The 16,061-nt window shown below is 37.7% G+C and carries 12 protein-coding genes; 7 read left to right on the forward strand and 5 right to left on the reverse strand.

Annotated elements, in window-relative coordinates; translation table 11 throughout:
- Positions 1-2 precede the first annotated feature (2 nt).
- Positions 3-1,565, forward strand: a complete 1,563-nt coding sequence (locus tag LPB68_RS18205) for a glycoside hydrolase family 43 protein (protein ID WP_068656702.1) — start codon at positions 3-5, stop codon at positions 1,563-1,565.
- 73 nt (positions 1,566-1,638) lie between these two features.
- Here LPB68_RS18205 and LPB68_RS18210 read toward each other — a convergent pair whose 3' ends face one another.
- The 3 genes from LPB68_RS18210 to LPB68_RS18220 all read right to left on the reverse strand — a co-directional run bounded on the left by LPB68_RS18210 (position 1,639) and on the right by LPB68_RS18220 (position 4,359).
- Entirely contained in the window at positions 1,639-2,586 is a 948-nt protein-coding gene (locus LPB68_RS18210) for a cation diffusion facilitator family transporter (RefSeq protein WP_068656310.1), read from the reverse strand.
- 2 nt (positions 2,587-2,588) lie between these two features.
- Positions 2,589-2,903: an ArsR/SmtB family transcription factor gene (locus LPB68_RS18215; RefSeq protein ID WP_068656308.1), complete on the reverse strand. Its 315-nt coding sequence runs from the start codon at positions 2,901-2,903 to the stop codon at positions 2,589-2,591.
- Between the two features lie 877 nt (positions 2,904-3,780).
- Positions 3,781-4,359: an LURP-one-related family protein gene (locus LPB68_RS18220; protein WP_068656307.1), complete on the reverse strand. Its 579-nt coding sequence runs from the start codon at positions 4,357-4,359 to the stop codon at positions 3,781-3,783.
- Positions 4,360-4,538: 179 nt separating this feature from the next.
- Here LPB68_RS18220 and LPB68_RS18225 point away from each other — a divergent pair, with 179 nt between their 5' ends.
- The 3 genes from LPB68_RS18225 (at position 4,539) to cysI (ending at position 10,161) form a co-directional block, all read left to right on the forward strand.
- On the forward strand, positions 4,539-6,332 hold the full coding sequence (locus LPB68_RS18225; RefSeq protein ID WP_068656306.1) for a methyl-accepting chemotaxis protein: 1,794 nt from the start codon (positions 4,539-4,541) through the stop codon (positions 6,330-6,332).
- 220 nt (positions 6,333-6,552) lie between these two features.
- The gene (locus tag LPB68_RS18230) at positions 6,553-8,400 is read left to right on the forward strand and encodes an assimilatory sulfite reductase (NADPH) flavoprotein subunit (protein WP_068656305.1); all 1,848 of its coding nucleotides are present in this window, start codon (positions 6,553-6,555) and stop codon (positions 8,398-8,400) included.
- Between the two features lie 36 nt (positions 8,401-8,436).
- The gene (cysI, locus tag LPB68_RS18235; RefSeq protein ID WP_068656303.1) at positions 8,437-10,161 is read left to right on the forward strand and encodes an assimilatory sulfite reductase (NADPH) hemoprotein subunit; all 1,725 of its coding nucleotides are present in this window, start codon (positions 8,437-8,439) and stop codon (positions 10,159-10,161) included.
- Positions 10,162-10,322: 161 nt separating this feature from the next.
- On the opposite strand, the gene LPB68_RS18240 is transcribed toward cysI, so the two are convergent.
- Complete coding sequence (locus LPB68_RS18240; protein ID WP_068656302.1) at positions 10,323-11,159, reverse strand: patatin-like phospholipase family protein; 837 nt, start codon at positions 11,157-11,159, stop codon at positions 10,323-10,325.
- A 351-nt stretch (positions 11,160-11,510) separates the two neighbouring features.
- On the opposite strand from LPB68_RS18240, the gene LPB68_RS18245 reads away from it, so the two are divergent.
- Positions 11,511-12,710, forward strand: a complete 1,200-nt coding sequence (locus LPB68_RS18245) for a saccharopine dehydrogenase family protein (RefSeq protein ID WP_068656301.1) — start codon at positions 11,511-11,513, stop codon at positions 12,708-12,710.
- A gap of 16 nt (positions 12,711-12,726) precedes the next feature.
- Complete coding sequence (gene nspC / locus LPB68_RS18250) at positions 12,727-13,866, forward strand: carboxynorspermidine decarboxylase (RefSeq protein WP_068656700.1); 1,140 nt, start codon at positions 12,727-12,729, stop codon at positions 13,864-13,866.
- A 105-nt stretch (positions 13,867-13,971) separates the two neighbouring features.
- Here the strand turns inward: nspC and LPB68_RS18255 are convergent, their stop codons facing one another.
- Positions 13,972-14,853, reverse strand: a complete 882-nt coding sequence (locus LPB68_RS18255) for a LysR family transcriptional regulator (protein WP_068656300.1) — start codon at positions 14,851-14,853, stop codon at positions 13,972-13,974.
- A gap of 218 nt (positions 14,854-15,071) precedes the next feature.
- On the opposite strand from LPB68_RS18255, the gene LPB68_RS18260 reads away from it, so the two are divergent.
- On the forward strand, positions 15,072-16,028 hold the full coding sequence (locus LPB68_RS18260; RefSeq protein WP_068656298.1) for a phosphate ABC transporter substrate-binding protein: 957 nt from the start codon (positions 15,072-15,074) through the stop codon (positions 16,026-16,028).
- The last annotated feature ends 33 nt before the right edge of the window (positions 16,029-16,061 follow it).

Genomic DNA, 16,061 nt, shown 5'->3' on the forward strand with positions numbered 1-16,061 from the left:
ATATGATTAAAAATCCGATATTACGTGGCTTTAATCCTGATCCGTGTATGTTACGAGTTAAAGATACTTATTACATAGCGGTGTCATCGTTTGAATGGCTACCAGGAGTAAGGGTTTATGAATCGAAGGATTTGGTCAATTGGGAGCATCGTACAGATATTCTAGCCCATCAAGTCGATCTAAGAGGAAACGCAAAAAATTGCAGTATTTGGGCGCCACAATTGAGTTACCACGATAATCTTTTTTATTTAATATATACAGATGTTAAAAGTACGAAACGCCCGTTTAAAGATACTCATAATTATCTTATTACTGCACCGAGTATTGAAGGACCATGGTCGGCACCGATCTATATTAATAGTAGTGGGTTTGACCCGTCATTATTTCATGATGATGATGGACATAAGTGGTTACTGAATGCACTATGGGACTATCGGATTGTCGAGGGTAATAAATCTAGTGGTATTGTTATGCAAGAATATGATCATAAGCTGCAACAATTAATTGGTGATCCTATTAAACTTTTTGATTGTACACCATTAAAGAAAACAGAAGCACCTCATATTTACAAACAAAATGGCTATTACTACCTTATTACAGCAGAAGGAGGAACGGGTACAGGACATGCGGTAACTGTGGCGCGTTCTAGGCAGTTGTTAGGACCTTATGAAGTGGATCCGCTTAATCCAATGCTAACTTCGCGAGATCAACCCGAGCTACCACTGCAATGTGCCGGGCACGGCAGTCTCGTGGAAACACCAGAAGGCGAATGGTATATGGCGCATCTATGCACGCGTCCGATCGATGGCCAGTATGCTATATTAGGACGTGAGACAGCCTTACAGCAGGTATACTGGAATGATGAAGGATGGTTACGATTAACCGCAGGGGGGAATTCACCACAATTAGAAGTTCCAGTTCCGAAAGGAATTTCTGTGGAAGTACAAGATCGATTGTATATATTTGAAGATACTTTTGAGGGTCCACAATTAAAGAAAACATGGAATTCGTTACGAATATTGGCGGATGATAGCTGGTGTTCCTTTACAGAGCGTCCTGGTTATCTTCGATTGAAGGCTGGAGAATCCATTCAAAGCCTATTCCAGCACCATATCCTTGCTATTCGACAATGTGATAAACATTTTCGAGCCGAAACGGCTCTAGAGTATGAATCTAAGAGTTACTTGCAAATGGCAGGATTATTGTTGTATCTGAACGACGAGAATTACCTTTATGTATATATTAGCCACGAAGAGGGACAAGGTAAGGTATTAAGGATGATGAGATGTGTGGAAAATACATTTGCATTAACCACTGAATTAATTGTACTTCGTGATGATCTTCCGATTTATTTAGCAGTAGAGGTAAATGAAACACAAGGACAATTCTTTTACCATACTGGAGAAAGATCCGCATGGGAGCCCCTTTTTGAAATGCAAAATATCAGTTTCTTATCAGGTGGATTCACTGGGAATTTTGTTGGAATTGCTGCTCATGACATGCAACAATTCCAAGGTAGCCATGCTGATTTCTCGCACTTTCGTTATGAAGGCAAAGATAATTAATTACTGAAAAAAATAAAGCCGAATGATCTTCTAAGAAGAACTCATTCGGCTTTTTGTCAGTAGTCTTTACCATTTATACTTTTAATTCCTGATGTTTAATATCAGCTGTTTCAATTTGGATCGTTGTATGATCTATCTTAAAAGTTTCCTTTAATACATTAATCGCTTGTTGCAAAATAATTTGACCATCTTGATTGTCCTCAATTAGAACATGACAACTGAATGCGTCTAATCCAGATGTGATACTCCATATATGAAGGTCATGGACATTGATGACCCCATGAATCGACTCTAGAGCTGTTTTTACTTCCTCCTGATGAATAGTTACAGGCGTACCCTCCATTAGAATATGAATGGAATGCTTAATGATCCCCCAAGCACTCTTTAAGATGAGTAAAGCTACGAATACAGAAATAATGGGATCGGCCACGTACCAACCAAATGATAGCATTAATATTCCAGCTACAATGGCACCAATAGAACCAAGCGCATCACCAAGGATATGAAGGTATGCACTTCTTAAATTGATATTGTTTTTCACGTCACCTTTTCGCATTAATGACCAAGCACTGATTAGATTAGCCAATAATCCAATAGCAGCAATGATCATCATTGAGCCACTTGCAATAGAAGGGGGGTCAGCAAAACGCCCAGAGGCTTCCCAAACTATAAATCCTGCGATTACGAACAATGAAACTCCGTTAAATAAAGCTGCTAATATTTCAAATCGATAATAACCATAGGTTTTATGGGGAGAAGCTGATTTCGAAGCAAACCATATGGCGATTAAACTTAACAATAAAGAGCTAGCATCACTCAGCATATGTCCTGAATCGGATAATAACGCTAAACTATTCGTAATTAATCCACCAAAGAACTCCAGAAACATGATCCCAGTAGTTATCAGTAAAGCAATAACTAACCCCTTTTTATTCCCTTCTCGCATTTCTTCAAAATGATTATGACTACGAGTGTGATCGTGATGTGCGTGACTATGATCGTGTCCATGGTGATGGCTCATATTTATACCTCCTGACAATGGATATGAGATAAAACTTGATTTAATATGGTAATGACATGTTCATCATCGTAAGTGTAATAGAAGGTGTTACCTTCACGTCTATACTTAACGAGTCGTAGGTTTCTTAAAAAACTTAGTTGGTGGGAAACAGCGGATTGTGTCATTTCTAATACTTCAGTAATGTGGTTTACCGAACATTCTTCTTGTGAAAGTAAATATAATATTTTGATCCTAGTTGGATCTGCTAATACTTTGAAAATGCGAGAAGCTTCATCTACTGTTTTCTCAGATAAGAAAGAATGCTCTTGTTGTTGCATAATACTTACACCTCCTTGTATATGAACATATACTCATATAGATCATAAGATGGTTACTACTATTTGTCAATACAACGGAAAGAGCCATCTGACATAGTCTTCGAACTGTTGTTAGTGCGACCGCTACGATAACGGATTGTCCTTACGATCGCTGTTACCCTCGGATTTCTTGATTGTATAAACTCTATAGCGGTTGAAATCCGAGTGTAAAGCATATGCTTTCGAAGTAGCTTTCCTATGGAAAGCTTGTAGGCGAAAGCTACCGCTTCTACAGGACAATTCCGTTCTCTTCGCTACTTCGAACTTAATACATGATTTTGTTTTCTTGAATCATTCAAATGAATCGTATGTATAAAAAATATTCATCAAATCTATGTTCGAATCAGATACAGATATTGTAGAGTAATTATTGTAGCTTGATATAATGGGAAAATAAAAAGTGAGCTATTGAGGATACCATGAGTACCTTTAATACTTCTATTAACTTTGATAACTTACTTGTCTTCATTTGATCTAATAATGTGTGTCCCTCTGAACGGTGCCTAATACTTTGAAGGGGCGATGCTTACACTTATTGATATCAAAGGAATAGGTATCTACAAGATTTGTTCCTATATTTTGATATTTTTATTATACGAAAAACAGACATCATTTTCACAAATGAATTGTGAAAGTGATGTCTGAAACCCCTTCGTAGTAGCGAAGAGAACGGAATTGTCCTGTAGAAACGGAGTGGTCGCCTTTACCCTTGGATTTCAACCCTTATAGGGGTTATACAATCAAGAAATTCAAGGGTAACAGCGATCGTAAGGACAATCCGTTATCGTAGCGGCACGCTTACGATTTCCTTTTTCTATCTATAAATAAAACAGTCACTTTATTGTTGTGATCCTTCGACTGCTCCAAGTAACACACTAGCGGCAATACCTAATCTGCGATCAAGCAATTTATTACGATCCATGGAGAAATCCAAATCGATTTTTTGGATGAAAGGATTAAACTGTTGTTTGAATGTGAAAACATTATGCTGTCCTATGGTTCCATTGAAGGTCTGTGGCACAAGATTGACCAGAACTCTTCGAACAAGTGCAAGTAACATATTATCCTCTGCAATTAGCCCGACTTCCCTATCTTGATTATCGAGTATAATCCACTCATCCTTCAATATCGACTTCATTCCTTTTCTTCTAAAACTACCAATAGACTCGTTACTTTTGGAGTCGACAACATCGTATGTAGCAGAGAAATCAATTCTTGATCGTGCCTTTATGACAAGAATTTCGTTCGTCATATCTTCAGAACTAAAGATCCGAATATCCTCCTTCAATTTGAAGGCTTTTTGTTTAACGTAGAAAGCGAGATTACCTTGAGCATCATAAATATGAAAAGCATCACCGAGCACCTTGAAAAATTTCTTGCGAATCAAGTAGTTGGAATGATTAAATCGATCAGACATATTAATATCCTCCTTATTATGTAAGTGTTCCTATTATCTCATAATTCTTGAAAAGAGAAACCAGTTTACATTATGTTAACATACTTGAACATTTCTATTAATAAAAAACTCATATAATCTAGATGCTAGTAAAAAAGACCTATATTATGATGGTTAGAGAAAATGGAGGATGAAACTAGATGAGACTATTGAGGGGCTTGAAATTTCACTTATCTATGAGATGGAAATTGATATTCAGTTTCACTGCAGTTGCGGTGATATTTCTGGGGGTAGCATCTTTTCAGAACTATACCATTAATTTGGTACACTCTTCGATGGAGAATCAAAAAGTAGAGATGGAGAAAAGAATAAATGTGGTCCAAATATCCCAATTATTGCAAGAAATGAGTGGACTGGTGACAACTCTTACACAGACTAAAGATCTCAAGTATGTGAATGTTTACAAAGAAACACTACATAAACTTAATACAGAAGTAACTAGAGTGTTTTTTGAAGAAAATTCAACAGCATTCAGAGATTTGCAACTTTTACAAAATCAGATTATAGAATACAGAGAAGAAATCGAAGAATTAATCAGTACAATTGAAAATCAAGGCGCAGACCCCTATACATCTCTTGAGATCATTAATAGCATATATACAAACGTTCTTTCTATAAACCAAGCAATGAACAATACAACGGACCAATTGTATATAGCGGCGGAGGAGAATGCCCAAAAGGCTGAGTTGTATTCTCTAAAATTGCTAGAAGATACATCTTCAATTTCAATGTATGCGGCTATCGTGGTCATCCTATTCACAATTGTAATAGCTATACTCATTATTCGCTCTTTTATGACCCCTGTTAATAGAATCCAATCGGCTCTAAGCCAAATAGCAGAGGGTGATCTGAGGTATCTGATCAACTCACCCCAGCAGGATGAATTAGGTCAACTCAGTCATCATTTCGATCATATGGTACGGAGGGTTAGGGGAATGCTTGAGCAGACACAGTCTGTCGCATCATCTCTAGCAATGAATGCCCACTCTTTTCAACAACATTCCACTATTACAGCACATACGAATCAGGCAATTGTTAAGACCATTCAAGAAATATCAGTTGGAGCGGCCCAGCAAGCAGAACAATCAGAGCAAAGTGCTAGTTTAATTCATGAATTGGAGCAGGGAATAAATGAAATAACGGAATTCACCAAAGTTATGGTATCAACTAGTGATCTAGCAAATCGCAATACACGAAAAGGAGTAGCCGTTGTTACAGAATTACAGAAGGGTTCTGAACAATCGCGTAATTCGATAGAAAAGGTATATGTTGCTTTACTTCAATTAATGGAACAATCTCAACAAATTACTAGAATCACGAATTCGATAACAGAAATATCTAATCAGACTAATTTGCTCTCATTAAATGCAGCTATCGAGGCAGCACAAGCAGGGATATATGGAAAGGGTTTTGCTGTTATTGCTGATGAGGTAAGAAAATTGTCAGTACAAACAAAGGAATCATCTGTACATATCGGAACAATTATTAATGATTTGCAAACAGGCATGATGGAATTTCAGAAATATATGCTTGAAACAAAAGAGAGCCTTGATGAACAAGAACATAAAGTCGAAGAAACTTTATCATCGTTTAAAAGCATTGATGAGTCTATTGATGATATCAGTAAGCAGATCGAACAAATTCATCAGAAAGTTGATTTAACTAGAACGAATAATTTTAGACTTTCTGAGTCTATTCACTGTGTTGCATCGATCGCTGAAGAAACAGCTGCAGGAGTGCAGGAGGTTAATGCTTCCAACATGCAACAGGATAATGCTATTAGCAACATCGCTGAGCAAGCTATGAGTATCAATGAAATATCGCAGAGATTATTTCAAGAGATCAAGGTGTTCAAGATCAATGTAGTTGAAGTAGATGAATTAAATGAAATTCAAGAAATGTCCAATGATCATGGTCATACGGAATCACTATAAGAAATCCTTATGGTTCTATTGTGATACTGTTATTGGACTTCAAGGATGAGCTAAATCTATAATTAGGTATAAGGTCTTATTTGACATTATCATTTGATAGATTACGTTTTTACATTGATCGTATTCTCATTTTGTGATAGGTTAGTAACATAAATTTAATAATTCATATGAGTATACTGAGAATTAAAACTGATTGTATTTCTTTGTGAGGTGGATAACGTTGCAACTACAAGTAATGAATAGCCCTTTTAATCAAGAGCAGGTAGAACTCCTTAATCGACTTTTGCCAACGCTAACGGAAACACAACAAAACTGGCTGAGCGGCTATATTACAGCTCTGCAAAGTATAGCATCACCATCATCAGTTGACATTAATTTACAAACAACTACACAAGTAACTGAGGTTGTTGTAAACAATCCAGTTTCTATTTCTCGAGATGTTACGATACTCTTTGGTTCCCAGACAGGTAATTGCCAAAGACTAGCAGGAAGTCTGTCTCGTAGACTAGAAGAGCAAGGATTCAAAGTTAATCTATCATCAATGAATAACTTTAAACCTAATAACCTAAAGCAGGTTCAGAATTTGTTGATTCTTGTGAGTACTCATGGAGAAGGAGACGCACCGGATAACGCATTACCTTTTTACGAATTTTTGCATAGTAAAAGAGCACCACAATTGAAGGATCTGCGATACTCTGTACTAGCTTTAGGAGATAGCTCGTATGAGTTTTTCTGTAAAACGGGTAAAGATTTCGACATCCGTTTAGAAGAATTAGGCGGAAATCGAATTTTTCATCGTGTGGATTGTGACGTGGATTATGATGAATCAGCTGCTGAGTGGTTCGACAATGTATCATCTAAATTGATTGAACCCTCAGGATCTTCTGTAGTCGCAGAATTAGTCACAGGATTTAGCAACGGGACGTCAACTGAGCAGTCTGCATATTCAAGAACTTCACCATTTAAGGCTGAAGTTCTTGAGAATATTAATCTTAACGCTCGTGGATCAGAACGTGAGACACGTCATCTTGAATTATCCCTCGAAGGATCCCAATTGCAGTACGAACCAGGCGACTGTGTGGGAATATATCCTGAGAACAACTCTAACTTAGTGGATACATTGATAGAGACCATGGGTTGGAAATCTGATGAACTAGTTCAGATCAATAAGAAGGGTGAAGAGCGTCCTCTTCGTGAAGCATTACTAAATCAATTTGAGATTACGGTCCTGACAAAACCATTAATAGAAAAAGCGGCAGATTTGACGTCTAACAAGGGATTAAGTGATCTTTTGGTAGAAGGACATGAGCAAGAGCTTAGAACTTACTTGAATGAAAAGGATTTATTAGATTTAGTTCAGGATTTCTCTCCTTGGAATGCGAGTACACAGGAATTCGTATCGATCCTTCGAAAGATGCCTCCACGTCTGTATTCGATTGCGAGTAGTTCCAAGGCGAATCCGGATGAAGTTCATCTTACCATCCGCACAGTCCGTTATGAGGTTAATGGCCGCGAGCGGTACGGTGTTTGCTCCACGCAGTGTGCAGAACGTTTAGAATCTGGTGATGCATTGCCGATATATATTCATCAGAATCCCAATTTCAAACTTCCTGCGAATTCAGAGACGCCGATTATCATGATTGGACCAGGGACAGGCGTAGCACCTTTCCGTGCATTTATTGAAGAACGAGCAGAGACAAATGCTTCAGGTAAGAACTGGTTATTCTATGGAGATCAGCACTTCCTCACAGACTTTCTGTATCAACTAGATTTCCAACGTTGGGTTAAGGAAGGTGTTCTTACACGGATGGATGTTGCATTCTCTCGAGATACGGACCAGAAGGTATATGTACAACACCGTATGCTTGAAAAAGGCCGAGAGCTATATCAGTGGTTGGAAGATGGTGCGTCCGTATATATTTGTGGTGATGAGAAACACATGGCACATGATGTTCACAACGCCTTGATTAAGATTATTGAAGAAGTAGGTGGCAAGAGTAACGAGCAAGCATTAGCTTATCTTGCTGACTTGCAACAGCAGAACCGCTACCAACGTGACGTATATTGAGACTTAACAGCGAAAGTGAAAGGAGATAGAGAATTAATGACTCAGAATAAAACGGTTGTATTACAGGATGGTCCACCAAGTGATGTAGAAGATATTAAGATAAGAAGTCTTTATTTACGTGGTGAACTTGAAGAGGCCCTTAAAGATGGAATTACTGGATCGATGTCTGAGGATGAGAATCGATTAATGAAATTCCATGGCAGCTACATGCAGGATAATAGAGATGTACGGAATGAACGGTATCGCCAGAAGCTAGAACCTGCTTATCAATTCATGGTGCGGATACGTGCTCCAGGAGGGGTTCTAACATCAGCTCAATGGTTAGAAATGGATCGTCTTGCTCGTGAGTATACTACAGGATCTTTACGTCTGACTACGCGGCAGACTATCCAATTTCATGGAATTTTGAAGTGGAATTTAAAGAAGAGTATACGCACCATAAACGACACATTGCTAACTACGCTAGCCGCTTGTGGTGATGTGAATCGTAATATCATGTGTAATCCGAATCCTTATCAGTCGGAGGTTCATGCGGAAGTGTATGAATGGGCCAATAAGCTATGTAATCACCTTGCTCCACGTACCAATGCCTATCATGAGATTTGGCTTGATGGTGAAAAGGTAGTGGATACCGATAAGAGTGAGCAAGAAGTTGAACCAATTTACGGTAAGTTATACCTGCCACGTAAGTTTAAAATCGGTGTAACGGTACCACCAACTAATGATGTGGATGTTTTCTCCCAAGATCTTGGCCTAATTGCTATTTATGAAGAGGGACAACTCAAAGGATTTAATGTAGCTGTTGGTGGGGGTATGGGGATGACTTATGGAGATACACAGACGTACCCACAACTGGCGAAGGTAATCGGATTCTGCACACCACAACAGGTGGTCGATTTAGCAGAGAAAACGATCATGATCCAACGTGATTATGGCAATCGCTCAGTTCGTAAATATGCTCGATTCAAATACACAATCGATAGATATGGAATAGAATGGTTTATTAACGAACTTCAAGATAGACTTGGATGGAAACTTGAAGAAGCGCGTCCTTACGAATTTAAACATAATGGTGATCGTTATGGATGGGTCAAAGGAACGAACGGGAAATGGTTTCTAACTCTATTTATTGCTAGTGGTCGGATTGAAGATCAAGAGAACAATCCTTTGATGACGGGCTTACGGGAAATTGCTAAGATTCATACGGGAGACTTCCGAATTACTCCGAATCAGAATGTCGTTATTGGCAACATAACGAACCAGAAGAAGCAAAAAATTGAGGCTTTGATCAAGGAGTATGGACTTACAGATGGTTCACATTATACTGCATTACGGAGAAGTTCTATTTCTTGCGTAGCCCTTCCGACTTGTGGCTTGGCTATGGCTGAGTCTGAACGTTATCTACCTACTCTTCTTGATAAGATAGAGCCTATCCTAGCAGAAGTAGGATTAGCTGAAGAGGAAATTACTATTCGTATGACAGGTTGCCCTAATGGTTGCGCTCGACCAGCACTAGGAGAGATTGCGTTCATGGGCAAAGGTCCTGGTAAATACAATTTGTATTTAGGGGCCGGTTTTGCGGGAGAACGATTGAACAAATTATATCGTGAAAATATCGGAGAAGAAGAGATTCTATCTATTTTAAATCCGATGATTCACCAATTTGCGAAGGAACGTCAGGTAGACGAACATTTCGGAGATTTTGTTATAAGAGCTGGTCATATCCAAGCTGTCAAATCCGGAACGGATTTTCATGCTTAATTAACTATTGAAATGAAGCAATTAAGAAATGAAAACTTAGCATAAAAAGGGGTTTACACTAAAGGTCTGAATTTAGACACTCAGTGTAAACCCTTTTTTTTGTATAATTTACTGGATTAGCATATATGATCTAAGTTAATATCTTGAGGCTTCGATAATTCTCATTGGAAAAGCTGATGGATACCTTTCATGTTGTTCATAGCTAAGTCATAACCATGTTGGCATGAATATCTAAGCTTGTTGATGTCCTTTTCAAAGCTGTTAAGAGCTTGACCTGGACGGATAATGATCGCTTTTCCATCTTGCTCTAATTGCTCACAGAATTGTACAGTTTCATTATATTTCTCATGTCTAGTTAGTAATACTTCTTCAAGCTGAGGGAATTTATTCCTAAATAGTTTGCCGATCATCGCATTTTGTTTGCTGAATTTCTTCACATAACCTTTGGGTTGTGTTAGAACAATAAGATGTTGATCATTGCCGTCGGCAATTGCCTTACGAATAGGAATTGGATCAGCTAATCCCCCGTCATAATATTTATTCCCATTCAACTCAATAGCAGGGAAATATAAAGGAATTGCGCAGGTTGCACGAAGCATGGTCCACTTCTCGTCAACATCCATTCCATTTATATATTCAGGTAATCCAGTGTGGGCATTCGTGACACCAACCAATAATTGCCCGTTGTAATTTTGGAATGCTTCTATATCAAAGGGAAGTAACTTACTAGGAATCTCTCCGAATACAAAATCTAATCCGAATAAGCTACGAGATCGTAGGAAATTACGGTATCCAATATAACGTGGATCGTGGCGATACTGTTCCATAATGATTAGATTTCTTCGCTTTTGTTTAGATATATAGGAGAACCCGTTGCTGATTCCTGCGGACACACCAATGCAATACGGGAACATTAAATCCTGATCTAGGAGTGCATCCATGACACCAGAACTGAATATCGGTCTGAGTGTACCTCCCTCTAGAATTAAGCTTGGCATGTACTATGATCACCTCTTAAGTTGATTTTTATTTTATGTAAGGATATATCCGATCTTATCCATATTTTATCGTTGTAAAAGAGTATTATCAATAATGCATATTTTGATGAATGATTGGAATCATATTGTTATCAAAATAAAATATACACATAAATCTTATATGTTTAACTTTATCGAATTAAAATGATGGGATATGAAGAATTATCATGGATTATTGAGGATTTATAAAAAAACTATGGGGTAATCCTGAAAAATGATAGTTTTTTGACGTTTTTATTGATTATTTGTAGTATCTTTTGTATAATCGTCCTTGTTTGATTTTTGCATATGAATTTTAGGAGGTTATCAATTTTGGGAAAAGCTTTAATTATTGGCGCTGGTGGCGTTGCAAGTGTTGTAGTTCATAAATGCTGCCAGAACCCGGATGTTTTTGAAGAGATTTGCATTGCAAGTAGGACTGTTTCGAAATGCGAAGATCTAAAAAATAAATTGGCCGGAGGCCGTACAATTATTCATACGGCTCAGCTGGATGCTGATAATACTGATGAGGTCATTGAGTTGATTAAAAGTTTTGGGCCGGATGTTGTTATTAATGTGGCTCTCCCTTATCAGGACTTGACCATTATGGATGCGTGCCTTGCAACTGGTGTACATTATGTAGACACCGCAAACTATGAGCCATTGGATACACCTAAATTTGAATACAAGTGGCAGTGGGCTTATAAAGAGAAATTTGAAAAGGCTGGTATTACAGCTTTGCTTGGAAGTGGATTTGACCCTGGTGTGACTGGTGTTTTCACTGCATATGCACAAAAACATTATTTCGATGAAATTCACACTATTGATATTGTGGATGCAAATGCTGGAGATCATGGGTATGCTTTTGCAACCAATTTCAACCCTGAAATCAATATTCGTGAAATTACTGCTAAAGGCCGTTATTTCGAGAATGGTGAATGGATTGAAACGGAGCCTCTTTCTGAGAAGAAGGTTTATGACCTACCAGAAATCGGTCCGAAAGATATCTATCTCCTATATCATGAAGAATTAGAATCGTTAGCTGTTAACATTAAAGGAGTCAAGAAGATCAGATTCTGGATGACGTTCTCACAGAATTATCTTAATCATTTAAATGTGCTTCAGAATGTGGGGATGACCTCCATCGAGCCTATCATATATGAAGGTAAAGAGATTGTTCCACTTCAATTTTTAAAGGCAATACTACCGGATCCTGCATCACTAGGACCTAGAACCAAAGGAAAAACCAATATTGGCTGTATTATTCAAGGAACTAAAGACGGAAAGCCAAAAACCTATTACGTATATAATGTTTGTGTACATGAAGAATGTTATGCAGAGGTTGGTTCCCAAGCTATTTCATATACAACAGGGGTTCCTGCTATGATAGGGGCTATGCTTATTATTAAAGGGATCTGGAAGAAGCCTGGTGTATATAATGTAGAAGAATTCGACCCTGATCCATTTATGGAAGCTCTAAATAAACATGGACTGCCGTGGCAAGAAGATTTCTCGCCAACGCTTCTTGATTGAGGGATATATTATGGGAATAGACATTGATATTAGTTCGATCCCGTCTCCCTGTTATATTGTGGATGAAAGATTGCTACTAAAGAATCTTGAAATCCTAAATTCTGTACAAGAACGTACAGGTGCTAAAATTCTTCTTGCCCTAAAGGGATTCTCGATGTTTTCTGTCTTCCCATTAGTTGGAAAGTACTTAAAAGGTGTAACATCGAGCTCATTATTCGAAGCTAGACTTGGATTCGAAGAAATGGGTAAAGAAGTACATGCCTATGCGCCTGCATATATTGATAGAGAATTTGATGAGTTATTAGGTTATGTTGACCATCTTGTCTTTAATTCCTTTGATCAATGGAATAAATATAAGGACAAGGTAAAGAGTGTTCACTCGAAGACCATTGAATGTGGTATTCGAGTGAATCCAGAATACTCGGAAATTGAGACTCCATTATATGATCCTTGCTATAATCATTCAAGACTAGGAGTAACGCTGTCCAATTTCAGACCAGAGGAACTCGCAGGTTTGGATGGAATCCATTTCCATACCTTGTGTGAACAGAACTCAGATACACTTGAGCGCACGCTTAAAGTGGTGGAAGAGAAATTTGGAGAGTATATCAAAGGTATGAAATGGCTTAATCTTGGTGGAGGGCATCATATTACGAGACCTGATTATGACATTGAAAAACTTGTTAGTACGATCCTGTATCTAAAAGATAAATACGATGTTGATGTGTATCTAGAACCAGGTGAAGCAATCGCTTTAAATACAGGTTATCTGGTGGCTACTGTCCTTGATATTGTAGATAATGGTATGAATATTGCGATTCTTGACACTTCAGCTGAATGTCATATGCCTGATGTACTAGCAATGCCGTATAGACCAAACATTATTGATGCAGGTGTATCTGGTGAATATGCTCATACCTATAGATTAGGTGGAATGACCTGTCTTGCTGGAGATGTAATAGGAGACTATTCCTTCAAAGAACCATTGAAGCCTGGTGATCAACTTGTATTCTGTGATATGGGGCATTACACAATGGTTAAGAATCATATGTTTAATGGGGTAAACTTACCTTCTATTGCAACATATAATGACACAGATGGAATCAAGATTATTAGACAATTTGGTTATGAAGACTACAGTTCGCGCTTATCCTAAATCATTTGAAGTGCGTTAAATAAAGTAAAGCCGTTAAATACTTGGATCTCAAGTATTTAACGGCTTTTTCAAATGATACTCTATTTCTTATATTTCTGTTTCTTCTTAAAAGGTATAATTTCTAGAGAATTCCACAAACTCATTACGTAGAGATAAATGAGTTGGATCTTGTTGAAAAGCTATGACAGGTCTTATATTAGGAATAACATGTCCTGGAATTGGAAGAGACTTAAGAAGTCCTTGTTCAAGGTCGAGTTGGATACTTCGTTTCGGGAAGAAGGAGATATGATCCCCGGATTGCACGGTCAACTTGATGGCTTCCATTGAATCCAACTGAATACGCTCCCAGAGATGAATGCTGTTATTACTAGACCATTGTTGTGTAAACTCGTTAATAAAGGAGCCTTCAGCATGTTGAATGAAGAATTCCATGGCTATGTGTTGAGGGTCGATATGTTCAAAATCTGCAAATCGATGTTGGGGCCCAAAAATGACTACTAATTCATCATCGAGTAATGGATTGATAACTATGGCATCGTCAGAGGATTGTTGATGGTCGGTAGAATGAAATATGGCAATATCAATATCATGATCACTTAATAAAGATTTAATTGTTTGAGTTGGCTTATTAATAATACGAAGTTGAACACCCGTATGATGTTTGGTGAAGGAACTAATTAATAGAGGTAAAGGGAAGATGCTGGTACCTTGATCCGCACCAATACATAGCGTACCTTTTTCCAATACTGAATAATCTCGAACAACTTTTTTGGCTTCAGCAGCAAGTCCAGTTATTTTTAAGGCGTAAGGATAAAGAGCCTGACCTGCTTCGGTTAAGATCATACGTCCTCTCTTAGATTCAAATAAGACAGCACCCATTTCCTCTTCTAAACTTTTCATATGGAATGTCACAGAAGGTTGTTTCATATTTAGTTCTTTTGCAACATCCGTTACTTTTTTATATTTATCAATATATACAAGGATCATCAGTTTTAAAATATTGATGTATCTCACCACCTAATTCGATTGTAATACAACTATTATAGATAAAATCTATAGAAATATAAAGTTTATATTATAATATTTGTTTTTAAATTTACATAATAACGATTTTGAAAAAATGTTCGAGAATTATAATAAGTTTGTGAGTTACAGAAAACGACTCAACATGGTGAATTCAGATATATTAGGAGGAGAGATAAAAGATGAGATTAAGAAAACCATTTCTATTATTGGGGTCATTTGCACTAGTCATTGCACTAGCAGCATGTGGAACAAACAACGCTACAAACAACGGTGCTAACCAAGGGGCAGCAAATACTACAGAGACAGAGACAGAAACAAAAACAGAAGCTTTAACAGGTTCTATCCTAGCAGTTGGATCAACAGCATTACAACCATTAGTTGAACAAGTAGGACAGAAATTTATGGCTGAAGAAGAATATTCCAAAATAGCAGTTCAAGTTCAAGGTGGCGGTAGCGGTACAGGTCTTACACAAGTATCTGGAGGACAAGCGGACATAGGTAACTCCGACGTATTTGCTGAAGAGAAGTTAAAAGATGCAGATGCTGATAAAGCTAAAGAATTGGTTGATCATCAAGTAGCAGTCGTTGCGATGGCTACTGTAGCTAATAAAGAAATTGGTGTAGATAACTTAACGAAGCAACAACTTATAGATATCTTCTCTGGTAAGATTACGAACTGGAGCGAAATTGGCGGAGCTGATCAAAAAATTGTTATTGTAAACCGTCCAAGTAGTTCAGGAACACGCAGTACTTTTGAAAAATATGCAATGGGTACGAAAGTTGATGATATTGAAGGTTCAATTCTAGAAGAATCATCAGGTAACGTTAGAAAAATCGTATCAGAAACTCCAGGTGCGATTGGATACCTTGCATTATCTTATCTAGACGATTCAATTAAAACCGTTCAATATGAAGGTGTTGAAGCGACAGTAGAGAATGTTACAGCAGGAACTTACCCAGTATGGGCTTATGAACATATGTATACAAAGGGTGAACCTAATGAAGTTGTAAAAGCATTCCTAGACTACATGGTTTCAGATGAAGTTCAAAAAGCTGATGTTGTTGAACTTGGTTATATCCCAGCATCTGATATGAAAGTATCGCGTGATGTGGATGGAAACATTACAAATAAATAATTTAAAAATGAATATACACTGGTTTATATTACC

It is taken from the genome of Paenibacillus crassostreae, from assembly GCF_001857945.1.
In the GTDB taxonomy this organism is placed as follows: Bacteria; Bacillota; Bacilli; order Paenibacillales; family Paenibacillaceae; genus Paenibacillus_AQ; species Paenibacillus_AQ crassostreae.